We start from the raw sequence: 20,553 nt of genomic DNA, 5'->3' as shown, positions 1-20,553 counted from the left end.
AATTACGGTTATTTTGATCAGATTTAAAAACTCAAGAAATCAAAGCTCTTGCAGTTGAGGAAAAAACAATTATACTTTGTAACCCGTGGATGTCAAAGCACGTCACCCCAATTTTCCGGAAGCATGATACTTATGTCAGATACCCAGGCCACCTGGAAACTCAAAGCTCCGGCTCCCGAAGCCGCGCAAAACCCCGCCCAGCAGCGTGGCATCGCCGAACGCCTTGAAGTAAGCCCCCTGCTGGTCCACCTGATGTCCCTGCGCGGTCTGGCCAACGAATCCGACATGGACAAATTCCTGAGCCCCGGGCTTCGCTATCTGCATCCGCTGGACAAATGGCCCGGCATCGAAGCCGGTGCGGCGCTCATCTGCAAAGCCGTCGAGGAAAACCGCAGGATCGCGGTCTGGGGCGACTACGATGTGGACGGAATCACGGCCACAACACTGGTCAAGGACTTCATGGCCCGACGGGGCGTCGAAATCAGCCATTACATCCCCGACAGACTGGACTTCGGTTACGGGCTGCATGTGGACGGCATCCGCGAGTTGGCCGCCCAAGGGATCGGGCTTCTGCTGACCGTCGATTGCGGCATCGCCAACAACGAGGAGATTCGCGAAGCCAGGGCGCTTGGAATGCAGGTCATCGTCACCGACCATCATCTGCCCGGCCAGGAACTGCCCGAGGCCGAAGTCATCATCAACCCCAAGCTCGAAGGATGGCCCACCCCGAACCTTGCCGGAGTCGGAGTGGCCTTTCTGCTCATGGGCGCGGTCAACCGCCTCCTCCCCGGGGCTGCGGCAGACATCCGCGATTTTCTTGATCTGGTCGCCCTGGGCACCGTCGCCGACGTGGTCCCACTCGATGAACAGAACAGAATCCTGGTCAAGAACGGCCTTCTGCTGATCAAGGAAGGGAGGCGGCCCGGCATTCAGGCCTTGAAGGAAATCAGCGGTCTTGCGCCGGACGACAATGTGGGCACGGGCTCCATCGGCTTTGCGCTTGCGCCCCGCATCAATGCCGCAGGCCGTATCGGCGACCCGGATCTTGCCGTCCGCATGCTGCTGGCGAAAGATCCGGAAGAAGCAAGGCAACTCGCCACAAAACTCGACAAGCTCAACGCCAAGCGCAAACTCGAAGAGCAGCGCATCCTTGAAGAAGCCATAGCCCAGGCCGAGTCGCAGCTTCACCTGCCTGGCTTGGTGCTGCATTCCGAACACTGGCACTCGGGCATCATCGGCATCGTGGCCTCGCGCATCGTGGAGCGCTTTCATCGCCCGTGTCTGATCCTGACCAAGGAAAACGGAATCTTCAAAGGCTCAGGCCGTTCCACTCCCGCTTTCGATCTGTACCAGGCGCTCTTGTCCTGCAAGCAGTGCCTCTACAAATTCGGCGGACACCGCCAGGCAGCAGGACTCAAGCTGGAGCCCTTCCAACTGGCGAATCTGAAAAATCTTTTTGCCTGGGCCGTGGAAGAGCAACTGGGCTCAAACCCGGCCCCGCCGGTCCTGGAGCTGGACGCGGAGCTGCCATTCGCCTTGATCACGGCCACATTGCTCAAGGAACTTGAACTGCTCCAGCCCTTCGGCCAAGGCAACCCCAGACCCATTTTCCTTTCTCCGCCCCTGAACATTCTCAAACATCGTTTTTTCAGCCAGAAAAAACATCTGGAGCTGCATCTGTCCGACTCCAGCGACGGAACAAACATGCGCGCCGTGGCCTGGAGACAGGGTGAACGCTGGCAGGACGCCTCTTTCACGGGCAGACAGATTAAAATCGCCTACACGCCGCGCCTGTCGAAATTCAACGGTTTGCAACAGATCGAGCTGGCGGTGCAGGATATCCTGTCCCTGGAGTGAGCGCGCTTTTCTTTATCCCTAAAAACACGTACACAGCAGTGAAAATCACGGAGGAACATATGAAAGCCCTCAGAAATTTATTGATTATTCTCGTACTGTTAAGCACTGGATGTGCGGCATTGGTAGTCGGAGGGGCGGCAGCCGTCGGAACCTATACGTATGTCGCGGGGATGTTGCAGCGGACTTACAACGCCAATCTGGACACCACGTATCAGGCCACGCTGGCCGGTTGCGAAGCTCTTGGGCTGCCCATTCAGGACAGGCAAAAGCAGCTCAGCAAGGCTTCGGTCAAGGTCGTGGACGGGGACCGGGATGTCTGGATATCGCTTACCGCCCAAAGCTCCACCACCACCGAAGTCTCGGTCCGGGTGGGGTATATTGGCGACGAGCTTGCATCGAGGCGCATTCACGAAGCAATTCAGGCCCGATTGTAAAGACGAAAGCCCCCGATCACCGGGGGCTTATCTGACTGAGCCTTTTGCCGCGTTGCCTTTCAAACCCAGGCAAAACGCATGGCCTGCATGAAGGCGGAACCAAAATCCTCCCTTTCCACCAGACCTTCCACGACCACTCTATCCGGCAAACAGGCTAGCCAGTTCCGGACATCCTCACTTTCCAACGCCAGAAGAGTTCCAGCCAGGGCCGTGTTTCCAGCCACCTCGACTTTTTCGCGCCACGCCTCCGGCAAGAACCCCAGCGTGATCAAGTCGGAGGGGTCTGCGTGTTCTCCCAGCGCCCCGGCCAGATAAATTCTCGCCACGTCTCCTTCCAGCAATCCCGCGCGCCGGACCAGGCTGCGCAGGGCCACGTTGACTCCCGCCTTGGCTTTGAGAAATTCTTCGATATCGCGCTCCGCCACGAATACTCCCGGCTCAAGGTCAAGGATGCGACCAAGCCGGTGAGTACCAATGCGATCTGATATCTTGCGGGCCAAAGGCATCGTCGCTGCTTGAAAATGACCGGCCTCATCGATCACGCTAAGACGTCGCAGCAAAGCCAATATGGAGGCGTAGCCAGTTCCGGAGATCCCGCTCAAGGGCGTGCCGACCCATTGCAGGCCCGTGGGGCCAAGGGCGACGCGGCTCAGCACCCGCTCACCGGCCGTGGCTCCGCAGCACAGGCCCACCCCTTCGATGGCTGGCCCCATGGGTACACTGCATGCGAAAAAATGCTCTGCATCAAGCGCCAGAACGAATTCCCCGTTCGTGCCAAGGTCGGCAAGGAGAAATGGGTATTCCGGCTCAAGAGTTGAAATATGGGCCAGGCCCGCGCTGATGTCGGCCCCGATAAAAGGACCGAGCAATGGCGGAATATAGACTGCAGGCAAATCACCATCGATGCTGACCTTCTCGCCGCCCTGCCAGGGCAGACTGTAGGGAGCGTAGGCCAAGCCGACCAACGGAACATCCAGAAGAGTCGCGATCATGGTGCTGTTGCCACAAACGGCCAGGGAAACGGCTCCGCTTCTGCGCACCAAATCCCCGAGAACCCGGATGACCGACTGACGCAGATGGGCGCGGGCCGAATCCGAAGAAAGCGCGTATCTGAGTCGGGACATGACTTCGCTGCCGACGCCCATCTGCGGATTGATCGTGGCAAACTCAGGGCTGTGCCCGGCCTTGGAAATCAGCGACCATTTTATGCGAGTCGTACCGATATCAACGGCCAGGGACTCGCCTCGCGAGCCGGCAAGCGTCACTGGCGCAAAATCGGGCACCTCGATGTCGCACGACTCCAGCACCACATGCTTGCAGGCCAGTCTCCAACCGTCCGCCAATTCTTCGGCGTCAAGCCTCGCCTGGTCATCCGTGCACGGCGCGGGGGGAGCGCCCAGAAAGCGGATTTTGCACTTGCCGCAAAGCCCCGTGCCTGCGCAAAGCTCACGGCCCCGGCTGATGCCGGTCTCAAAAAGCAGGTGCAAAAAAGACTGCCCAGGTTTGGCCTGGGCGGTAGCCGCAATTGCTCCAGCTTGATGGATATCGACTATCAACACAGCAGAAGCCGTTTCCCGTCGGCACGCGGCGGCTCCACGACCCCGATCTCGGCCGCCATTTCGCCGCCATCACGCAGCCACGCTCGCACGTCACAGAGCATCTCAGGCGGCACGCCAAGAAGCATTCCACCTGAAGTCTGCGCATCGTACACAAGGTCAAGCAGTACGGGATCAAGCGCGGACGAGGCTTCAACCGTCTTCTGGCAAAAATGCTTGTTGGCGTGACTGCCAAGAGGCAAAAGACCAACCCGGGCCAAATCAAGGGCGTGATCCATGATGGGCACGGAAGAAACGTCTATGGATATGGAGCAATCCGAGGCTGTAGCCATTTCAAGAGCATGCCCCCCAAGGCCGAAACCGGTGATATCCGTTGCTGCCTTGAGTTTGAATCTGGCGACTGCTTCACCCGGAACACGGTTGAGGCGCGAAGCCCAGCGGTACACATCTTCCTCAAATCCTTCGCAGCCCTCCCAATTCCCCTTGATGGCCGTGGCTAAAACGCCTGTGCCGATCGGCTTGGTCAAAATGAGGACATCGCCAGGGCGAAGGCCCGCGTTAGTGGCATATCTGTCGGGATCGACAAAACCCGAGACGGACAATCCGTATTTGATCTCTTTGTCCTGGACGCTGTGTCCACCAACCAGCATGGCCCCGGCCTCCTGGACCTTGAGCAGTCCTCCGCGCAGGATTTCCCGCAGTATCGAAACATCCATGGTTGCGATGGGAAAACACACGATATTCATGGCCACATACGGAACACCGCCCATGGCATAGACGTCGGAAAGCGAATTGGCCGCCGCGATCTGGCCGAATCTGAATGGATCGTTCACTATAGGCGTAAAAAAATCCAGAGTCTGAACCAGCGCCTTGCCGTCGGGAAAACGCACAATTGCTGCGTCCTCGCTGTTTCCCATTCCGGCAAGAATCCGCTCATCACTCTCGAAATTCAGTCCAAGCAATGCCTGCTCCAAGTCCCCTGGAGCCAATTTGGCAGCTCAACCTGCTGCGCTTACCGTTTGAACCAGTGGCGTATTTTTCACGGTTTGGACCTCACAGCTATGTTTTGGGCGTTGTTCTTTAAAAATTCTATCAATTTGACGGCAGCAGGAAACAGGGAGCGCTTCCTGTTGAAGACGACATGAAAGGACCGCTCCATCTGTAATCCGGGAAGCTCTATGGCCACCAGGGCTCCCGTCTCGAGTTCGTCATGGATGGTGATGGCGGAGGTGATGGATGCGCCCATGCCGGCTGAAAGACAGCGAGACATGGCGCCGGCGTTGCGAACCATGATGACCGTTCGCAAGGAATGAATGTCGATGTCAAACTTGGCAATACTCTCGGCCATGGCCACGCGCGTCCCGGAGCCTTCTTCGCGCATCACCCACGGCAAGGCACGCAAAAGATCATCCTCCGCCAGATGACGGTGCTTTTGAAACAGCGAGGGCGTCATGGCCAAAACAAGCGAATCGCTTGCGATTTTTTCATAGTGAAGATCGGGAGATTCAAAGACAGCGCCAACCACCCCAAGCATCAGTGCGTTGTCACGAACTTGGTTTACGATATCTTCGGAGTCGCCTATGCGCAGATCCATTATTACTTCAGGATATTTCTTCCAAAATTTTGCAAGAATTTCGGGCATGATGTAATTTGCAGGAATGGTGCTTCCGCCCAGATCGAGTTTGCCGGTAATACGATCCTGGAGCTTTCTGAGCTCAGAAATCGCCAATTCAGATGCTTCAAAAATCTTCTTGGCATGCTCGTAAAGCACTTCCCCGGCTTTTGTAGGAACGACACTGCGACCGATTCGATCAAAAAGCTGCACTTCAAGTTCCTGCTCCAGCGAAGCAACATGAGCACTGATTGTCGGCTGAGAAAGATACAACGACTTCCCGGCCTTGGAGAAACTGCAGTGCTCATAAACCTTGGAAAATGCTTCAATTTTGCGAATATCCATATATGCCCATTCCTAGTATAGATAAAAACAATGCATCATGGCAAAAAATAAGGCAGCTTGGCTGCCTTATTTTTTTTATGTGTCTAAGCTTCTTCAGTAGCTTCCGGGGCTGCGGCCTCGGAGCCAGCTGATTCGGCAAACTTGTCGCTCAAGCGGGTGAATTCGATAAGAGCCATGGGGGCGCTGTCGCCAACACGAGGAATACCGAACTTGACGACTCTGGTGTAACCGCCAGGAACTTCCTTGAAGCGGGGACCAATTTCATCAAACAGCTTTTTTACACTGTGATGGCTTCCCAGGACCGTAAAGGCCTGCCTGCGAGCGTGCAGGGTATCCTGAAGTGCCATTGTGATGAGCTTGTCAGCAAAGATGCTCAGTTCCTTGGCTTTGGCTTCAGTCGTACGAATCCGCTCATGTTCTACCAAAGAGCGAGCCATATTTTTCATCAGGGCCTTGCGGTGCTCCCACGTACGCCCCAGTTTTCGACCAGCTTTTCTATGCCTCATCTTCTTCGTTCCTCTTTAACCAATCCTGGTACAATTCGTCAAAATTATCGACTCTGATTCCGAAATCCAGTCCCATGCTCTCAAGAACCCGGCGAATGTCTTCCAGAGACTTGCGGCCGAAATTCTTGGTTTTCAGCAGATCTGCCTCGGTCTTTTGAACCAGTTCGCCAACGATATGGATGCCGGCGCTTTTGAGGCAGTTGCTCGCTCTTACGGGAAGTTCAAGATCTTCGATGTTCTTGAAAAGATTTTCGTTGATCTTGTCCTGGGGCTTGGATTTGGCCTTCTCGATATCAGCCGAGCCTTCATCGAAGTTGATGAAAACAGTCAACTGCTCTTTCAGAATCTTGGCGCTGAAAGCCAAGGCATCGTCCGGAGTGATGGAACCGTCGGTCCAAACCTCGATGATCAATTTGTCATAATTGGTCATCTGCCCGACACGAGCCTGCTCCACCGCGTAAGCAACCTTGCGAATGGGAGAAAAGCTCGAATCAAGGGTGATAACGCCGATCTCACTATCCAGGTCCTCGTGCATCTCGGCGGGGACATATCCCTTGCCCATGCGAAACTCGAGATTCATGACCAAATCGATATCTTCGGAAAGAGTCGCGATATGCAAATCAGGATTGAGTATCTTTATATGCTGATTTTCCACAATTGCAGACGCCGTGACTTCGCCTTTGGCATTGGCGATGAGCTGAACCCGCTGTGGCTCGGGAGTGTTCATGGCCACACGCAATTGCTTCAAGTTCAGAACAATGTCGGTGACGTCTTCATTGACGCCGGGGATGGTCGTGAATTCATGCTGAATACCCTGAATATTGACCGACACCGGAGCCGCGCCCTGAAGAGAAGAAAGAAGAACCCGACGCAATGCGTTTCCGATCGTGGTTCCAAAGCCCCTTTCCAGAGGCTCGCACACGAATCGACCGTACATGTCATTGCACTTCGGATCTTTTTCAAGTTGTTCCGGCCTGACAAGCTCTGCCCAATTTCGGACGTAAACTTTTTTGTCTCCGCTATACGTAGAACTCATGTTTACCGCCCTTTATTTGGAGTAGAGTTCGACAATCAACTGCTCTGTCATGGGGAACGTGATATCTTCCCTGGTGGGAAGAGCCTTTACGGATCCCTTGTAGGCAGGAGCATCAATCTCAAGCCATGCAGGTACGCCGCGACGCGCGACAACTTCCAAAGCTTCGGTGATGACAAGGTTCTTCTTGGTACGATCCCGCACCTCGAGAACGTCACCGGACTTCATCTGAATCGACGGCACATTGATGCGACGTCCATTGAGCGTGAACAGACCATGACGAACCATCTGGCGAGCCTGGCTGCGCGAATTGGCGAAGCCGAGCTTGTAGGCCACGTTGTCGATACGCGTTTCAAGCAACATCAGCAAATTCGTACCGGTGACTCCCTTGCGACGTTCGGCTTCCTCGAAATATCTGCGGAACTGACCTTCAAGGATACCGTACATCTTCCTTACTTTCTGCTTCTCACGAAGCTGCAAGGCGTAATCGCTGGGTTTTTTGCGAGCCTTTCCATGATCGCCGGGCGCGTAGGCGCGACGTTCGAAAGCACACTTATCAGTATAACATCTATCGCCTTTGAGAAAAAGCTTTCCGCCTTCTCTACGGCATATTCTGCACTTAGGGCCTGTATATCTAGCCAAGGTAAATTCCCCCTATACTCTACGACGTTTGGGCGGACGGCAGCCGTTATGCGGAATGGGAGTCACGTCGCGGATGAAGGCGACACGCAAACCAACAGCATTGATTGCACGCATTGCGGACTCGCGTCCAGAGCCAGGTCCCTTCACAAGGATGCCTACGGAGCGCATTCCGCACTCCATGGCCTTGCGAGCGGCGGTCTCAGCGGCCTTCTGGGCAGCGAAAGGGGTGTTCTTGCGGGAACCCTTGAAACCGGAAGCACCGGAACTCGCCCAGCTGATTACGTTACCCGTCGGATCAGTGAAGGTAATAATCGTATTATTGAAGGTGCTGTTCACATGAGCAATACCCGTAGGGATATTTCTCTTTTCCTTTTTCTTTACTACTCTCTGCGGTCTTGCCATTTGTCTGTCTCCACCCAGTTACTTTTTCTTCTTACCAACAATGGCTCTGCGTGGGCCCTTACGAGTGCGCGCATTGGTATGCGTGCGCTGACCACGACATGGCAAGCCGCGCCTATGTCTCAAACCTCTGTAGCAACCGATATCCATAAGACGCTTGATATTGGCCACGATCTCACGGCGCAAATCGCCTTCGACCTTATGACTGGTTTCCAATTCTTTACGAAGCGTGTTGATATCATCACTAGTGAGATCGTCACTGTTTTTAGTCCAATCAATACCTGTAGCATCAAGGATTTTAAGAGCTGTAGCTCGGCCGATGCCATAAATATATGTCAATGCAATATCTAGCCTTTTGTTTCTCGGCAAATCTACACCAACTAATCTTGCCACAATATCCCCCTATCCTTAACCCTGTCTTTGTTTATGCCGCGTATTGTCACAAATAACTCTAAGCACGCCTTTGCGCTTGATAACTTTGCATTTGGGACAAATTTTGCGAACTGAAGGTCTAACTTTCATTGAATCCCCCGAAGATTTTCAATTGAAACTCAAGCCAATTTACATTTGGCTGAGAATAAATGGTCCGTCCTTGGTAATGGCCACCGAATGTTCAAAATGAGCAGATAGGCTTCGATCTTTGGTTACTGCGGTCCAACCGTCGGAGAGGATTTCGACCTGGTCGGTACCAATTGCAACCATTGGCTCAATGGCAATCACCATTCCCGGCTTCAAAGGCAATCTTGAGCTATTCTTGGGCACGAAATTGGGGACTTCTGGCTTCTCATGAAGCATCCGGCCGATCCCATGACCAACAAATCGCTTTATAACGGAAAACCCTTGAGCCTCAACCCGTTCCTGTACAGCCCGTGAAACATCGTAAAGGTCATTTCCCGGAACAGCCTGCTCGATTCCCAATCTGAGAGAATCCAAGGTGATTTCCAGTAAATGGGCCGCGCCCTCACTGATGCTTCCTACAGGAAAGGTCCTTGCGGTATCTCCGTAAAAACCCTGAAACTTAACGCCGAAATCAATGGATACTATATCACCATCAAGAAGTTCTCGCTTGGACGGAAATCCGTGCACGATCTCTTCATTGACGGAGCAGCAAAGGGCATATGGGAATCCCAGATAACCCTTGAATGCTGGAATAACATCAAAAGCAGCGCACAGCTCTATAGCTTTTTCTTCCAATTCCCAGGTTGTAACTCCAGGGACAACCAAGCAGCCAACTTCATTGAGAATGTTGGCCGCTATCCGGTTGGCTTCTCTCATGACGGCAATTTCCTGAGAATTTTTCAGGAAAATGCCCCTATGTTTTTTCAACCTTGCCTGCCCTTGATTTTTGCCTTGGCAAGCAGGCCGTCATATCTTCCCGAAATGAGATGCGACTGCACCTGGGACATGGTGTCCATGGCCACACCGACAACAATCAGCAGGGATGTTCCACCGTAATAAAAGGGAACATTAAACTGCTTCATAAGGACCATGGGCAAAACACAGACGAGCGAGATATACAAAGCGCCCCATAAAGTCAAACGGGTCAAAACCTTGTCGATATACTCGTTCGTCTTGAACCCAGGGCGTATGCCAGGGACAAAAGCCCCTTGTTTCTTTAGATTTTCGGAGATTTCCTTGGGATCAAAAACAATCGCCGTATAAAAAAAGCAGAAAAATACGATGAATGCAACAAAACAAATATTGTAAATGATTGAATCTGGCCTGAAATAATCAGACATCTTGTTCAATATTTCAACATTTGAAAAGTTGGCTATCGTCGCGGGAAACATCAGGATCGAAGATGCGAAAATGGGCGGGATGACTCCAGCTGTATTTATCCGCAACGGCAGATGACTCGTCTGCCCTCCATACATTTTCCGTCCGACCATTCGTTTGGCGTAATGGATGGGAATCCTGCGCTGGGCTCGCTCCATGAAGGTGATGCCGACCAGAACTCCTGCCATGACGACCACAACAAGCAGTACCGTAAAAAGGGAAACGTCACCGGCCGTGAAAAGCCGGTAAGACTTCCCGATACCGCTGGGCAGACCGGAAATGATACCCGCGCAAATGATCAGGCTGATACCGTTGCCGATCCCCTTCTCCGTTATTTTCTCACCCAGCCACATGATGAACACTGTGCCCGCGGTAAGAGTCAGAACGGTGATGAACCGAAATCCCCAGCCCGGCATGTAGACAATGGAAGCCCCAGTGGGGCTTGTCATCGTCTCGACACCAATGGAGATTCCAAGACCCTGAATCACGGATATCAACACCGTTCCATATCGCGTATACTGGGTAATTTTCTTCTTCCCCGCAGCGCCTTCTTCTTTGCTCAGCCTTTTGAGTTCAGGACTGACCACGGTCAAAAGCTGCAGGATGATCGAAGCGGAGATGTAAGGCATAATCCCAAGTGCAAATATGGACAGATTCATCAAGCCGCCGCCCGAAAACATATCGAACAGCCCAAAAAGGGTGTTTTGTGCGTTGGCAAAAAAATCTGCTAGAGCATTCCCGTCAACACCTGGTATCGGCAGATGAACACCTACTCGGAAAACAGCCAACAGGAGAAAAGTCCATAAAAACTTGCTTTTCAGCTCTGACATACCCGTGTTTGCGCCTTTGGATATACTCACATTACTATCCTTCGATCGAAATGGCTTCGCCACCCGCTGCAGTGATTTTTTCCACAGCCTGCTTGCTGAACTTGTGAGCAGTGATCTTGAGCGCCTTGACAGCTTCACCGTCGCCAAGAATCTTGATCGGCTGATCGCGATCAACAAGACCGGACAGATACAAATCTTCGATCAGCACTTCGGCCTTGTCTGCAAAGGCGGAATAAATGGTCGACAGATTGAGAGTCTGGTAGGTGACACGAAAGGGATTCTTGAAGCCGCGTTTGGGGAGTCTGCGGTAAAGACGCATCTGGCCGCCTTCAAACCATGCAGGTACTCCGCCACCACTACGAGCATTCTGACCCTTGTGACCTTTGCCTGAAGTTCCGCCCTGGCCCGAAGCAGTGCCGCGACCCAGTCTTTTCACTTTGGCGCGTTCCTCGGGATATGGATACAATTCATGCAGGTTCATTATTGAATAACCTCTACAAGATGCTTGACTTTATTGATCATCCCTCGAACACAGTCATTGTCGGGAAGAGTGCGGACCTGGTTGAGCTTGGTAAAACCAAGAGCCTTAACAGTTCTTTTCTGCACGGGGCTCTGGGTGATAAGGCTCTTAGTCAGTTTGATCTTAATCATAACTTCACCTATTTTCTCTTGATGGTGAGAGTCTTGCCTCTCATCCGTCCGACGAGTTCGGCGCTGCGAAGGGAACGAAGTCCGGCAAATGTAGCGCGAAGCACATTATGAGGATTGTTCGTGCCAATGGCCTTGGTCAGAATGTCATGAACGCCAGCGGCTTCCATGACGGCACGGACGGGGCCGCCGGCAATGATCCCGGTACCTGCCGAAGCAGGTTTGAGCATTACGTGACCTGCGCCAAAATTCCCCAATACTTCGTAAGGGATGGTACCATCGAGAAGTTCAACCTTCTGCATATCCTTGCGAGCCCTGTCGGTGGCCTTCTTGATGGCATCGGGAACCTGGTTGGCCTTACCAAGGCCAAATCCAACCGTTCCCTTTCCGTCACCGACAACGACTAATGCGCTGAAGCTGAATCGACGGCCACCCTTGACAACTTTGGCGACGCGATTGAGATAGACAATTTTCTCAATGAGTTCAAATTCGTTTTGTTGCATGGATGTCCTCGATTAAAAATTTAAGCCGCCTTCTCGGGCTCCATCGGCAACGGCTTTAATCCGGCCATGGTATACGAAGCCGTTGCGATCAAAGACCACGGAAGTGATGCTCTTCTTGATCGCTTCTTCGGCAACCTTCTTTCCTACCAACTTGGCATTCTCGACAGTCAGACGAATATTGTCGCCTTCGAGGCACAGTGTTGAAGCGGATGCCAATGTTGCGCCAGCCAAGTCGTCAATTATCTGCGCGTAAATATGCTTGCTGGAGCGAAAAACAACCAGTCTTGGCCTTTCAGGCGTACCGTTGATCTTTTTACGAATCCGCATCTTGCGTTTTTTACGGGCTTCATCTCTTGATAATTTCATAGCTTATCCTATTTCTTGCCGCCGGATTTGCCGGCCTTGCGACGGATAGTCTCATCAGTATATTTGATACCCTTGCCCTTATAAGGCTCAGGCGGACGAACCCGGCGAATCTGAGCCGCAACTTCGCCAACAGCCTGCTTGTCGCATCCGGAGATGGTAAGCTTGTTGCCTTCGGCCTTGGCCTGAATTCCGGCGGGCAACGCAAAGTTGACCGGATGAGAAAAACCGACATTCAGCACTACGGTATTGCCCTGAACGTTGACCTTGTAACCAACGCCAATGACTTCGAGAGTCTTCTCGAATCCGCTGGTGACGCCGGTCACGGCATTAGCAAGCAGTGTTCTCCGCAAGCCATGCTGCTGGCGGGCGATCCGGCTGTCGTCAACAGGATTAACGGAAACCGTATTATTGTCGACACTGACTGCGATGGCAGGATGATTAGCAAGAGTAAGAACCCCCTTGGGTCCTTTCACTTCAATCCCGCTTTCCGCGATTTTAAGATCAACACCACCAGGGATGCTGATCGGCATTTTTCCTACTCGAGACATAGCGATCTCCTACCAAATCTCACAAAGAAGTTCGCCGCCAACGCCGATTTCGGCAGCCTGTTTTCCCTCGAGCACACCCTTGGATGTGGACAAAATGCAAATTCCAAGACCATTTTGCACAGAAGGAATGCTCTTTGCACCCACATAAATACGACGACCTGGCTTGCTGATTCTCTTCAAGCCGGCAACGACAGCCTTATTTTCATGGTATTTCAAATTAACCAGTAAGGCATCATTCTCAAGGGCGTATCCATTGATATAGCCCTCTTCGTTCAATATTTTGAGCAGCGCCTCGCGGGTGCGGCTGGGAGTAATAGAAACAGTTGAATGCATCGCTTTGTATGCATTACGAATTCGAGTCAATAAATCTGCAATAGGATCTATGACAGACATGAGCGTACCTCATTTACCAGCTAGATTTTCTTACGCCAGGCAGTTCACCGGCAAGGGCCATATTCCTGAAGCAGATTCTGCAAATGCCGAACTTGCGCATGAAGGCTCTGGGCCGACCGCAAATGGGACATCTGTTATACTGGCGTGTGGAAAATTTGGGCTTCCGCTGAGCCTTGACCATCAAAGATGTACGAGTCAAGTTACACTCCTCCTTACTTCTTGAAGGGCATTCCAAGAAGCTTCAAAAGCATCTTGCCTTCTTTGTCAGTCTGGGCAGTAGTTATAACAGAAATATTCATACCCACTGCTTTTTCGATCCTATCGATCTCGATTTCGGGAAAGATAGTATGTTCCTTAATGCCAAGGGTATAATTTCCGCGGCCATCAAAACCTCTGTCCGGTACACCCCGGAAGTCGCGGACTCTGGGAAGCGCAATGGTCAACAGCTTCTCCAGAAAAGCCCACATTCTGTCTCCTCGAAGCGATACCCGGCAGCCTACAGGCATTCCCTCACGCAGCTTGAACGCAGCGATGGATTTCTTTGCCCGTGTTACAACGGCCCGCTGACCAGCAATCAGAGACAAATCGCGTACAGAATCCTGTATGATTTTGTTATTCTGGCTACCTTCACCCAGTCCCATGTTCAATGAGACACATTTAATCGAAGGAATCTGCATCACTGACGTGTAGTTGAATTCCTTCGAGAGTTCAGGAGCGACTTTATCTTTGTAGATCTTTATGAGACTACTCATTGCTGCACCTTAACTGATCGTTTCATTGCATTTTTTGCAATAACGAACTTTCTTGTTATCGTCAGTAAACTTATACCCAACTCTTGTCGGCTTTGAGCAAGCGTTGCACACCAACTGAACGTTAGAAACGTCCACAGGCATTTCCTTCTCAACTATTCCGCCAGGCTGGTTGTTATAAGGATTGGGCTTGGTGTGTTTTTTCACCATATTAGCCTTCTCGACAATAACCTGCTTTTTGCTGCGAAGAATTTTGACAACCTTGCCGATCTTACCTTTGTCTTTTCCGACAAGAATCATCACATTGTCATCTTTGTGAATTTTCCAGACATGAGTAGACATAGATTACAACACCTCTGGGGCTAAAGATACAATCTTCATAAAGTTCTTTGCCCGCAATTCACGTGCAACAGGCCCAAAAATACGAGTGCCCATCGGCTCAAGGTTCTTATTCAGCATAACTGCTGAATTATTGTCGAAACGGATAAAAGTACCATCGGGTCGGCCGATCTCTTTTGTTGTTCTTACAACTACTGCCTGGAGAACATCGCCCTTTTTGACTTTTCCATGAGGAATCGCTTCTTTGACGGACACCATAATGATGTCACCAACGCGAGCGTAACGCCTCTTGCTTCCGCCTAGCACCTTGATGCAGGCAACCTTCTTGGCTCCGGAATTGTCTGCGACATCCAAAGTCGTCTGCATTTGAATCATTTTACAATCCCCTACAAAGCTCTTTCAATGATTTTCATCAGATGCCAATTCTTCCGCGCACTCAAAGGACGGGACTCGACGATCTGAACTTTATCCCCAATGTGACATTCATTGTTGGGGTCATGAGCCATGAATTTCTTTCTGCGGCGGATATATTTTTTAAGAACAGGATGTTTGACCAGTGTTTCGACACGTACGACAATGGTCTTGTCGTTCTTATCGCTCACTACGAAGCCAACAAGAGTTCTCTTGTTTGATGTCTTTCCGCTGTTACTCATCACCTGTCTCCATGTCCTTCGCTTTCAAAATCGTCAAAATCCGAGCTATGGATTTCTTAACAAGCGGTATTCTCTGACTATTTTCAAGCTGCGCGGTTGCATGCTGAAAACGAAGATTCATCAATTCCTTACGAAATTCACCAAGTTTAACCTGGAGCTTCTCAGGACCCAATTCCCGTAATTGTTGAGCATTCATCCTGTCTTACTCCTTTTCGACTATGGTAGTCTTTATAGGCAGCTTGTAGGCAGCTCTCTGCAATGCTTCTTTAGCCAGTTCAACGTCGACACCCTTGATTTCATAAAGGATGCGGCCTCTCTGAACTGGTGCGCACCAACCGACTGGCGAGCCCTTACCTTTACCCTGACGAACTTCCAAGGGTTTGGCCGTGATCGTCTTGTCGGGAAAAATACGAATGAAAACCTTACCGCCTCTTTTAATGTGTCGCATCATCGCGATACGGGCGGCTTCAATTTGCTGACTCGTGAGTTTTCCGCATTCCATAGCCTTCAAACCGATTTCACCAAAAGCAACCGTGGTCGCGCGACCTGCAAGACCGCGAATACGACCCTTCTGCTGCTTCCGAAATTTGACCTTTTTAGGACTCAGCATCAGCTATCTACCTCGCTCAGGATCTCACCCTTGAACACCCATACCTTTACGCCAATGATCCCGTAAGTGGTCTTGGCAAGTGCAACACCGTAGTCGATGTCGGCACGCAAGGTATGCAAAGGCACACGACCCTCTCTCGCCCATTCCGTACGAGCGATTTCCGCTCCACCAAGACGGCCGCCACACTGGACCTTGATCCCGAGCGCTCCGAACTTCTGGGCCATGCCCAGTGTCTTCTTGATGGCACGACGAAAAGCTACCCGACGCTCGAGCTGCTGCGCAATGGATTCCGCAACGAGCTGTGCATCTGTTTCCGGGCGGCGGATTTCGTTGACCTCTATCACAAACTCACGAGCGAACTTGCCCTTGAGTTCAGCCCGCAACTTTTCAATTTCAACGCCCTTTCGTCCGATAACAATACCGGGGCGTGCAGTGAAAAGTATCAGACGAACCTTGTCGGCAGCTCTCTCGATTTCAATCTTGGAAATACCGGCATGAAACAGCTTTTCCTTCACATACTTCCGAAGCTTACTGTCTTCGAAAACATACTCAGCATATTTCTTGTCGCTGAACCAACGGGACTTCCAGTTTTTATTGTATCCCAAACGGAATCCGTAAGGATGAACTTTATGACCCAAAGCACTGCCCTCCTAGAGTTCATCGACAACCACAGTAATGTGGCTGCTGCGCTTGATAATTCTGTAAGCCCGGCCCATTGCTCTCGATTGAATCCGCTTCCAGCTCGGGCCGCCATCTATGCGAACTTCCTTCACATAGAGGTTGTCGACGTTGAGTTTGGAATTGTGTTCAGCGTTGGCAATTGCAGTCGTCAGAACCTTCTCAATCAGACGGGCAGCTTTCTTGGGGGTGAATTTCAGGACATTCAACGCATCTTCCACGTGTTTACCGGTCACGTTACGTGCGACCAACCTGGCTTTCTGCGGGGAAACGCGTATAAACTTGGCAACTGATCTTGTTTCCATTTGAAACTTCCTGTCTATTTCTTCTTCTTATCAGCAGCGTGGCCAAAATAAGTCCTGGTGGGTGCAAATTCACCAAGTTTGTGTCCGACCATATTCTCAGAGACAAACACCGGGATAAATTTCTTTCCATTATGAACTGCAAAGGTAAGTCCGACCATCTCTGGTAAAATCGTAGACCGGCGAGACCAAGTCTTGATCACCTGACGGCTTCTATCAGCGTGGGATTTTTCCACCTTGTTAAGCAGATGGCCATCCACGAAAGGGCCTTTTTTCAGAGACCTAGGCATAGAAACTCCTACTTACTTCCACGGCGTTTTACGATTAACTTGGACGAAGGCTTCTTCGGTGAACGGGTCTTGTATCCCTTGGTGGGCTTACCCCACGGGGTAACGGGATGACGTCCGCCAGAACTTCTGCCCTCGCCACCACCCAACGGGTGATCGACGGGGTTCATCGCTACGCCACGAACCTTGGGGCGCTTGCCCAGCCAACGATTACGTCCGGCTTTACCGATGGAGACATTCTCATGCTCGATATTGCCAACCTGACCGACAGTTGCGATGTTGACGGCCAACACCTTGCGAACTTCGCCCGAGGGCAATCTGAGCAAAGCGTACTTGTCTTCCTTGGCGATAACCTGCGCGTATGCTCCGGCAGAGCGGGCCAACTGGCCGCCACGTCCGGGGTACAGCTCGATGTTATGCACCAGGGTACCAAGGGGAATGCGGGCCAGTGCCAAGGCATTGCCGGGCTTGATATCGGCCTTGTCGCCGGCAAGGATCTGATCGCCTACATTAAGTCCAAGCGGACAGATTATGTAACGTTTATCGCCGTCAGCGTAATGCAGCAGGGCGATTCGCGCACTTCTGTTCGGGTCGTACTCGATAGTGGCTACCTTGGCCGGGACATCGATTTTGTTACGCTTAAAATCAATCAGGCGATACAAAGACTTGTTTCCACCACCACGGCGGCGCATGGTTACACGGCCGTTATTATTACGACCGCTTTTTTTATTCAAACCCTTGGTCAGGGACTTCTCAGGGGTTGTGCAAGTGATCTCATCAAACGTGAGAACAGTTTGCGACCTGCGTCCGGCAGATGTGGGTTTAAGCTTTCGAATTGCCATGATTACACCCCTTCAAAGAAATCAATCTTTTCGCCGGCGGCAAGAGATACGTACGCTTTCTTGTATCCGCTGATCTTGCCTACCACGCGACCGAACTTCTTTCTCGTGCGCGGACGGTAATTGACAATGTTCACAGCGGTGACTTTAACGTTGAACACGTTCTCAACTGCACGCTGCACGTCGATTTTGTTCGCTGCAGAATGAACAAAAAAAGCAACTTGATTCCCAAGTTCCTTAAGGCCTGTGGATTTTTCAGAAATCAACGGCCTGAGTAATACTTGCGTGCTTTCCATTATTTCAACCTCTCCTGCAGGGCCAAAACAGCACCCTGGTCCAGGACCATCTGGGGATACTTGAGGATTTCGTAAACATTGATCGACTGCGGATCCAACACGAGAATACCAGGAACGTTCCTGGCCGAAAGAGCAAGGTTGGTATCTTTTTCAGCAACAACAATCAAGGCTTTTTTCAACCCGAGGGTATCCTTGCAGGCCACGAAGTTCTTGGTTTTGATCTCATCGAACTGGAGCTTGTTGACGACAAGCATGTTCTCGGAGGTAAACCGCGAGGAGATGGCCATCTTCAGAGCAAGCTTGCGGATCTGCTTGTTGATCTTGAAACTGTAGTCACGGGCCTGAGGTCCGTGGATCACCGCGCCGCTTCTCCAAAGAGGGGAACGGCTGGATCCGGCACGAGCCCGACCAGTGCCCTTCTGGCGCCACGGCTTCTTGCCGCCGCCCCTGACGAGACCGCGGGTTTTGACACCTACGGTTCCGGAGCGAAGCTTCGCCAAATGAGATTTCACAGCCAGGTGAAGCACTTCGGGTCTTACTTCAACCTGGAAGATGTCATCAGCCAGGGAAATCTCGCCGACTTCCATCCTGTTTTGATCGTATACTTTCGCGTTTGCCATTATCTATACCCCTTTACTTCATCTTGCTGAGGACGACGATCCCCTGCTTGGGTCCTGGAACTTGGCCGCGTACAAGCACGACATTGTCTTCCGGGCGGACGTCCACAATCTCAAGATTGAGCATCGTGGCGGTCTTGTTTCCAAGCTGACCCGGCATTTTCTTTCCCTTGAAAACCTTGCTCGGCCATGCGCACTGGCCGATCGAGCCGGGCTTTCTGTGGACCTGTTCGTGTCCGTGTGATGCAGGAGCGCCGCCGAAATTCCAACGACGGATGACGCCTGCGAACCCGCGGCCCTTGGAGGTACCGGTAACGCGAATTTTTTCGCCGGGAGTGAACATTTCAACAGTCAGTTTCTGACCGATTTCATATTCATCTACGCTGCCAAGACGGATTTCCTTCAGCATTTTGTAAAAGCCACAATTTGCCTTTTGCTGATGGCCCTGCTCGGGTTTGGTCAGTCGATGTGCTGCCACTTCTTCAAACCCAACCTGTAAAGCGGTGTAACCGTCTTTTTCGCTGACCTTTTTTTCAATAACTGGGCAAGGACCGGCCTGAATGACCGTTACGGGGATGACGTTTCCGTCAGCACCATAGATTCTGGTCATACCGATTTTGCGCCCAACGATTCCCAAAGTCTTTTTCATGATAGCCTCTCGTTATCCCTACAGCTTGATTTCTACATCAACGCCAGCGGGAAGATTCAGCTTACCCAGAGCATCAACCGTCTGTTGGGTGGGTTCAAGAATGTCCAAAAGGCGTTTGTGTACACGCATTTCAAACTGTTCCCGAGATTTCTTGTCCACATGCACAGACTTCTGAACCGTCTGCTTGTGAATACGGGTCGGCAACGGAATGGGGCCGGCGATGGATGCGCCGGTATTACGTGCGGAATCGACAATCTCGGCTACAGCCTTATCCAGAATGCGGTAGTCGTACGCTCTCAATTTTATACGAATTTTGTCACTGTTCATGATGACCTTGCCTCATTACTCCACGATTTCGGAAACAACACCAGCGCCAACGGTACGTCCACCTTCGCGGATAGCGAAGCGAAGACCCTTTTCCATGGCGATCGGGTTGATCAGATGCACATGGAAAGTCGTGTTGTCACCAGGCATGATCATTTCTACACCTTCGTCCAGAGTCACCACACCGGTGATGTCTGTCGTACGGAAATAGAACTGAGGACGATAGCCGGAGAAGAAAGGTGTGTGACGGCCGCCTTCTTCCTTGCTCAGGACATATACTTCGGCAGAGAACTTCGTGTGCGGGGTGATGCTGCCCGGCTTGGCCAGAACCTGGCCACGCTCGACGTCGTCACGCTTGATACCGCGAAGCAGGGCGCCGATGTTGTCGCCGGCCTGGCCTTCGTCAAGAAGCTTGCGGAACATTTCCACACCGGTGCAAGTCGTCTTGCGGGTGTCGGTGATACCGACGATCTCGACTTCCTCGCCAACGCGGACGATGCCGCGCTCAACACGACCGGTGACGACCGTGCCACGACCGGAAATGGAGAACACGTCTTCAATGGGCATCAGGAAGGGCTTCTCGGTCTCGCGGATCGGATCGGGAATGTAAGCGTCGCAAGCGTCGAGCAGTTCGAGGATGCACTTGGCCTCATCGGTGTCGGCGCTGTCGCTCTCCAGTGCCTTCAGTGCGGAACCGCGGATGACCGGAACGTCATCGCCGGGGAACTCGTACTTGGACAGGAGCTCACGAACTTCCATGTC

At 51.9% G+C, this 20,553-nt stretch carries 35 protein-coding genes; 2 read left to right on the top strand and 33 right to left on the bottom strand.

Going from position 1 to position 20,553, the window contains the following annotated elements; translation table 11 throughout:
* Nucleotides 1–132: 132 nt before the first annotated feature.
* The gene (recJ, locus tag BMZ40_RS13910) at nt 133–1,857 is read left to right on the top strand and encodes a single-stranded-DNA-specific exonuclease RecJ (RefSeq protein WP_092376985.1); all 1,725 of its coding nucleotides are present in this window, start codon (nt 133–135) and stop codon (nt 1,855–1,857) included.
* A gap of 59 nt (nt 1,858–1,916) precedes the next feature.
* The gene (locus BMZ40_RS13905; RefSeq protein WP_092376981.1) at nt 1,917–2,291 is read left to right on the top strand and encodes a DUF3568 family protein; all 375 of its coding nucleotides are present in this window, start codon (nt 1,917–1,919) and stop codon (nt 2,289–2,291) included.
* Between the two features lie 59 nt (nt 2,292–2,350).
* Here the strand turns inward: BMZ40_RS13905 and BMZ40_RS13900 are convergent, their stop codons facing one another.
* The 33 genes from BMZ40_RS13900 to BMZ40_RS13740 all read right to left on the bottom strand — a co-directional run.
* Entirely contained in the window at nt 2,351–3,850 is a 1,500-nt protein-coding gene (locus BMZ40_RS13900; RefSeq protein ID WP_092376978.1) for an ASKHA domain-containing protein, read from the bottom strand.
* Nucleotides 3,844–4,890, bottom strand: a complete 1,047-nt coding sequence (gene selD, locus BMZ40_RS13895; RefSeq protein WP_092376975.1) for a selenide, water dikinase SelD — start codon at nt 4,888–4,890, stop codon at nt 3,844–3,846. The genes BMZ40_RS13900 and selD overlap by 7 nt, the downstream gene beginning before the upstream one ends.
* Entirely contained in the window at nt 4,887–5,804 is a 918-nt protein-coding gene (locus BMZ40_RS13890; RefSeq protein WP_092376973.1) for a selenium metabolism-associated LysR family transcriptional regulator, read from the bottom strand. The genes selD and BMZ40_RS13890 overlap by 4 nt, the downstream gene beginning before the upstream one ends.
* Nucleotides 5,805–5,887: 83 nt before the next feature.
* Nucleotides 5,888–6,310, bottom strand: coding sequence for a 50S ribosomal protein L17 (gene rplQ / locus BMZ40_RS13885; protein ID WP_092376970.1), 423 nt, complete (start codon nt 6,308–6,310; stop codon nt 5,888–5,890).
* Nucleotides 6,300–7,346: a DNA-directed RNA polymerase subunit alpha gene (locus BMZ40_RS13880; RefSeq protein WP_092376968.1), complete on the bottom strand. Its 1,047-nt coding sequence runs from the start codon at nt 7,344–7,346 to the stop codon at nt 6,300–6,302. Before BMZ40_RS13880 ends, rplQ begins: the two co-directional genes overlap by 11 nt.
* Nucleotides 7,347–7,358: 12 nt before the next feature.
* Entirely contained in the window at nt 7,359–7,985 is a 627-nt protein-coding gene (rpsD, locus tag BMZ40_RS13875) for a 30S ribosomal protein S4 (RefSeq protein ID WP_092376966.1), read from the bottom strand.
* Between the two features lie 12 nt (nt 7,986–7,997).
* Nucleotides 7,998–8,387, bottom strand: coding sequence for a 30S ribosomal protein S11 (gene rpsK, locus BMZ40_RS13870; protein WP_092376962.1), 390 nt, complete (start codon nt 8,385–8,387; stop codon nt 7,998–8,000).
* An 18-nt stretch (nt 8,388–8,405) separates the two neighbouring features.
* Nucleotides 8,406–8,777 (bottom strand): 30S ribosomal protein S13, encoded by a 372-nt coding sequence (gene rpsM / locus BMZ40_RS13865; RefSeq protein ID WP_092376959.1) that lies wholly within the window; start codon nt 8,775–8,777, stop codon nt 8,406–8,408.
* Nucleotides 8,778–8,792: 15 nt separating this feature from the next.
* The gene (gene rpmJ, locus BMZ40_RS13860) at nt 8,793–8,906 is read right to left on the bottom strand and encodes a 50S ribosomal protein L36 (RefSeq protein ID WP_081434451.1); all 114 of its coding nucleotides are present in this window, start codon (nt 8,904–8,906) and stop codon (nt 8,793–8,795) included.
* A gap of 39 nt (nt 8,907–8,945) precedes the next feature.
* Entirely contained in the window at nt 8,946–9,710 is a 765-nt protein-coding gene (map, locus tag BMZ40_RS13855) for a type I methionyl aminopeptidase (RefSeq protein ID WP_092376956.1), read from the bottom strand.
* Nucleotides 9,707–10,990, bottom strand: a complete 1,284-nt coding sequence (secY, locus tag BMZ40_RS13850; protein ID WP_218143780.1) for a preprotein translocase subunit SecY — start codon at nt 10,988–10,990, stop codon at nt 9,707–9,709. The genes map and secY overlap by 4 nt, the downstream gene beginning before the upstream one ends.
* 34 nt (nt 10,991–11,024) lie before the next feature.
* Entirely contained in the window at nt 11,025–11,471 is a 447-nt protein-coding gene (gene rplO / locus BMZ40_RS13845; protein ID WP_092376949.1) for a 50S ribosomal protein L15, read from the bottom strand.
* Nucleotides 11,471–11,641, bottom strand: a complete 171-nt coding sequence (rpmD, locus tag BMZ40_RS13840; RefSeq protein WP_015774921.1) for a 50S ribosomal protein L30 — start codon at nt 11,639–11,641, stop codon at nt 11,471–11,473. Before rpmD ends, rplO begins: the two co-directional genes overlap by 1 nt.
* A gap of 8 nt (nt 11,642–11,649) precedes the next feature.
* Complete coding sequence (gene rpsE / locus BMZ40_RS13835) at nt 11,650–12,141, bottom strand: 30S ribosomal protein S5 (protein ID WP_015774922.1); 492 nt, start codon at nt 12,139–12,141, stop codon at nt 11,650–11,652.
* A 12-nt stretch (nt 12,142–12,153) separates the two neighbouring features.
* Nucleotides 12,154–12,507, bottom strand: coding sequence for a 50S ribosomal protein L18 (gene rplR / locus BMZ40_RS13830; RefSeq protein ID WP_092376946.1), 354 nt, complete (start codon nt 12,505–12,507; stop codon nt 12,154–12,156).
* Nucleotides 12,508–12,515: 8 nt separating this feature from the next.
* Nucleotides 12,516–13,055, bottom strand: coding sequence for a 50S ribosomal protein L6 (gene rplF / locus BMZ40_RS13825; RefSeq protein ID WP_092376943.1), 540 nt, complete (start codon nt 13,053–13,055; stop codon nt 12,516–12,518).
* Nucleotides 13,056–13,064: 9 nt separating this feature from the next.
* Nucleotides 13,065–13,448 carry a 30S ribosomal protein S8 gene (gene rpsH / locus BMZ40_RS13820; protein ID WP_015774925.1) on the bottom strand — a complete coding sequence of 128 codons (384 nt, stop codon included), beginning with the start codon at nt 13,446–13,448 and terminating at the stop codon, nt 13,065–13,067.
* A 13-nt stretch (nt 13,449–13,461) separates the two neighbouring features.
* Nucleotides 13,462–13,647: a type Z 30S ribosomal protein S14 gene (locus tag BMZ40_RS13815; RefSeq protein WP_015774926.1), complete on the bottom strand. Its 186-nt coding sequence runs from the start codon at nt 13,645–13,647 to the stop codon at nt 13,462–13,464.
* 13 nt (nt 13,648–13,660) lie between these two features.
* Entirely contained in the window at nt 13,661–14,200 is a 540-nt protein-coding gene (gene rplE, locus BMZ40_RS13810; protein WP_092190637.1) for a 50S ribosomal protein L5, read from the bottom strand.
* 9 nt (nt 14,201–14,209) lie between these two features.
* Nucleotides 14,210–14,539 carry a 50S ribosomal protein L24 gene (gene rplX / locus BMZ40_RS13805; RefSeq protein ID WP_092190635.1) on the bottom strand — a complete coding sequence of 110 codons (330 nt, stop codon included), beginning with the start codon at nt 14,537–14,539 and terminating at the stop codon, nt 14,210–14,212.
* 3 nt (nt 14,540–14,542) lie between these two features.
* On the bottom strand, nt 14,543–14,911 hold the full coding sequence (rplN, locus tag BMZ40_RS13800; RefSeq protein WP_015774929.1) for a 50S ribosomal protein L14: 369 nt from the start codon (nt 14,909–14,911) through the stop codon (nt 14,543–14,545).
* A gap of 11 nt (nt 14,912–14,922) precedes the next feature.
* On the bottom strand, nt 14,923–15,189 hold the full coding sequence (gene rpsQ / locus BMZ40_RS13795; RefSeq protein WP_015774930.1) for a 30S ribosomal protein S17: 267 nt from the start codon (nt 15,187–15,189) through the stop codon (nt 14,923–14,925).
* Nucleotides 15,182–15,385: a 50S ribosomal protein L29 gene (gene rpmC, locus BMZ40_RS13790; RefSeq protein ID WP_015774931.1), complete on the bottom strand. Its 204-nt coding sequence runs from the start codon at nt 15,383–15,385 to the stop codon at nt 15,182–15,184. The genes rpsQ and rpmC overlap by 8 nt, the downstream gene beginning before the upstream one ends.
* Nucleotides 15,386–15,391: 6 nt before the next feature.
* A complete protein-coding gene (gene rplP / locus BMZ40_RS13785; protein ID WP_092376940.1) occupies nt 15,392–15,799 on the bottom strand; it encodes a 50S ribosomal protein L16 in 408 nt (135 codons plus the stop codon).
* Nucleotides 15,799–16,437, bottom strand: a complete 639-nt coding sequence (rpsC, locus tag BMZ40_RS13780; protein WP_092376938.1) for a 30S ribosomal protein S3 — start codon at nt 16,435–16,437, stop codon at nt 15,799–15,801. Before rpsC ends, rplP begins: the two co-directional genes overlap by 1 nt.
* Before the next feature lie 12 nt (nt 16,438–16,449).
* Nucleotides 16,450–16,782, bottom strand: coding sequence for a 50S ribosomal protein L22 (rplV, locus tag BMZ40_RS13775; RefSeq protein ID WP_015774934.1), 333 nt, complete (start codon nt 16,780–16,782; stop codon nt 16,450–16,452).
* A gap of 14 nt (nt 16,783–16,796) precedes the next feature.
* On the bottom strand, nt 16,797–17,069 hold the full coding sequence (gene rpsS, locus BMZ40_RS13770; RefSeq protein WP_092376935.1) for a 30S ribosomal protein S19: 273 nt from the start codon (nt 17,067–17,069) through the stop codon (nt 16,797–16,799).
* Between the two features lie 8 nt (nt 17,070–17,077).
* Nucleotides 17,078–17,908, bottom strand: coding sequence for a 50S ribosomal protein L2 (gene rplB, locus BMZ40_RS13765; protein WP_092190628.1), 831 nt, complete (start codon nt 17,906–17,908; stop codon nt 17,078–17,080).
* Nucleotides 17,909–17,910: 2 nt separating this feature from the next.
* The gene (rplW, locus tag BMZ40_RS13760; protein WP_015774937.1) at nt 17,911–18,201 is read right to left on the bottom strand and encodes a 50S ribosomal protein L23; all 291 of its coding nucleotides are present in this window, start codon (nt 18,199–18,201) and stop codon (nt 17,911–17,913) included.
* The gene (gene rplD, locus BMZ40_RS13755; protein ID WP_092190626.1) at nt 18,201–18,821 is read right to left on the bottom strand and encodes a 50S ribosomal protein L4; all 621 of its coding nucleotides are present in this window, start codon (nt 18,819–18,821) and stop codon (nt 18,201–18,203) included. The genes rplW and rplD overlap by 1 nt, the downstream gene beginning before the upstream one ends.
* Nucleotides 18,822–18,834: 13 nt before the next feature.
* Complete coding sequence (rplC, locus tag BMZ40_RS13750; RefSeq protein ID WP_092376932.1) at nt 18,835–19,467, bottom strand: 50S ribosomal protein L3; 633 nt, start codon at nt 19,465–19,467, stop codon at nt 18,835–18,837.
* An 18-nt stretch (nt 19,468–19,485) separates the two neighbouring features.
* Nucleotides 19,486–19,794 carry a 30S ribosomal protein S10 gene (gene rpsJ / locus BMZ40_RS13745; RefSeq protein WP_015774940.1) on the bottom strand — a complete coding sequence of 103 codons (309 nt, stop codon included), beginning with the start codon at nt 19,792–19,794 and terminating at the stop codon, nt 19,486–19,488.
* 15 nt (nt 19,795–19,809) lie between these two features.
* On the bottom strand, nt 19,810–20,553 hold a 744-nt coding region (locus BMZ40_RS13740), incomplete at its 5' end, for an EF-Tu C-terminal domain-related protein (RefSeq protein WP_245751116.1).

Source organism: Desulfomicrobium apsheronum, from assembly GCF_900114115.1.
Classification (GTDB): Bacteria; Desulfobacterota; Desulfovibrionia; order Desulfovibrionales; family Desulfomicrobiaceae; genus Desulfomicrobium; species Desulfomicrobium apsheronum.
This window is presented reverse-complemented; position numbering and strand designations above follow the sequence as displayed.

Coding starts and splice junctions, on each gene's coding strand:
- rpsJ (WP_015774940.1), bottom strand. CDS start 19,794: ATGAACAGTGACAAAATTCGTATAAAATTGAGAGCGTACGACTACCGC.
- rplP (WP_092376940.1), bottom strand. CDS start 15,799: ATGCTGAGTCCTAAAAAGGTCAAATTTCGGAAGCAGCAGAAGGGTCGT.
- rpsQ (WP_015774930.1), bottom strand. CDS start 15,189: ATGAGTAACAGCGGAAAGACATCAAACAAGAGAACTCTTGTTGGCTTC.
- rpmC (WP_015774931.1), bottom strand. CDS start 15,385: ATGAATGCTCAACAATTACGGGAATTGGGTCCTGAGAAGCTCCAGGTT.
- rpsE (WP_015774922.1), bottom strand. CDS start 12,141: ATGCAACAAAACGAATTTGAACTCATTGAGAAAATTGTCTATCTCAAT.
- rplR (WP_092376946.1), bottom strand. CDS start 12,507: ATGAAATTATCAAGAGATGAAGCCCGTAAAAAACGCAAGATGCGGATT.
- rplO (WP_092376949.1), bottom strand. CDS start 11,471: ATGAACCTGCATGAATTGTATCCATATCCCGAGGAACGCGCCAAAGTG.
- rplX (WP_092190635.1), bottom strand. CDS start 14,539: ATGTCTACTCATGTCTGGAAAATTCACAAAGATGACAATGTGATGATT.
- rplB (WP_092190628.1), bottom strand. CDS start 17,908: ATGGCAATTCGAAAGCTTAAACCCACATCTGCCGGACGCAGGTCGCAA.
- rplE (WP_092190637.1), bottom strand. CDS start 14,200: ATGAGTAGTCTCATAAAGATCTACAAAGATAAAGTCGCTCCTGAACTC.
- rpmD (WP_015774921.1), bottom strand. CDS start 11,641: ATGATTAAGATCAAACTGACTAAGAGCCTTATCACCCAGAGCCCCGTG.
- rplD (WP_092190626.1), bottom strand. CDS start 18,821: ATGGCAAACGCGAAAGTATACGATCAAAACAGGATGGAAGTCGGCGAG.
- rplC (WP_092376932.1), bottom strand. CDS start 19,467: ATGAAAAAGACTTTGGGAATCGTTGGGCGCAAAATCGGTATGACCAGA.
- rpmJ (WP_081434451.1), bottom strand. CDS start 8,906: ATGAAAGTTAGACCTTCAGTTCGCAAAATTTGTCCCAAATGCAAAGTT.
- rpsK (WP_092376962.1), bottom strand. CDS start 8,387: ATGGCAAGACCGCAGAGAGTAGTAAAGAAAAAGGAAAAGAGAAATATC.
- rplW (WP_015774937.1), bottom strand. CDS start 18,201: ATGGAAAGCACGCAAGTATTACTCAGGCCGTTGATTTCTGAAAAATCC.
- rplV (WP_015774934.1), bottom strand. CDS start 16,782: ATGGAAACAAGATCAGTTGCCAAGTTTATACGCGTTTCCCCGCAGAAA.
- BMZ40_RS13880 (WP_092376968.1), bottom strand. CDS start 7,346: ATGAGTTCTACGTATAGCGGAGACAAAAAAGTTTACGTCCGAAATTGG.
- BMZ40_RS13905 (WP_092376981.1), top strand. CDS start 1,917: ATGAAAGCCCTCAGAAATTTATTGATTATTCTCGTACTGTTAAGCACT.
- rplF (WP_092376943.1), bottom strand. CDS start 13,055: ATGTCTCGAGTAGGAAAAATGCCGATCAGCATCCCTGGTGGTGTTGAT.
- secY (WP_218143780.1), bottom strand. CDS start 10,990: ATGTCAGAGCTGAAAAGCAAGTTTTTATGGACTTTTCTCCTGTTGGCT.
- rpsS (WP_092376935.1), bottom strand. CDS start 17,069: ATGCCTAGGTCTCTGAAAAAAGGCCCTTTCGTGGATGGCCATCTGCTT.
- BMZ40_RS13890 (WP_092376973.1), bottom strand. CDS start 5,804: ATGGATATTCGCAAAATTGAAGCATTTTCCAAGGTTTATGAGCACTGC.
- rpsH (WP_015774925.1), bottom strand. CDS start 13,448: ATGTCTGTCATAGATCCTATTGCAGATTTATTGACTCGAATTCGTAAT.
- rplN (WP_015774929.1), bottom strand. CDS start 14,911: ATGATTCAAATGCAGACGACTTTGGATGTCGCAGACAATTCCGGAGCC.
- rplQ (WP_092376970.1), bottom strand. CDS start 6,310: ATGAGGCATAGAAAAGCTGGTCGAAAACTGGGGCGTACGTGGGAGCAC.
- recJ (WP_092376985.1), top strand. CDS start 133: ATGTCAGATACCCAGGCCACCTGGAAACTCAAAGCTCCGGCTCCCGAA.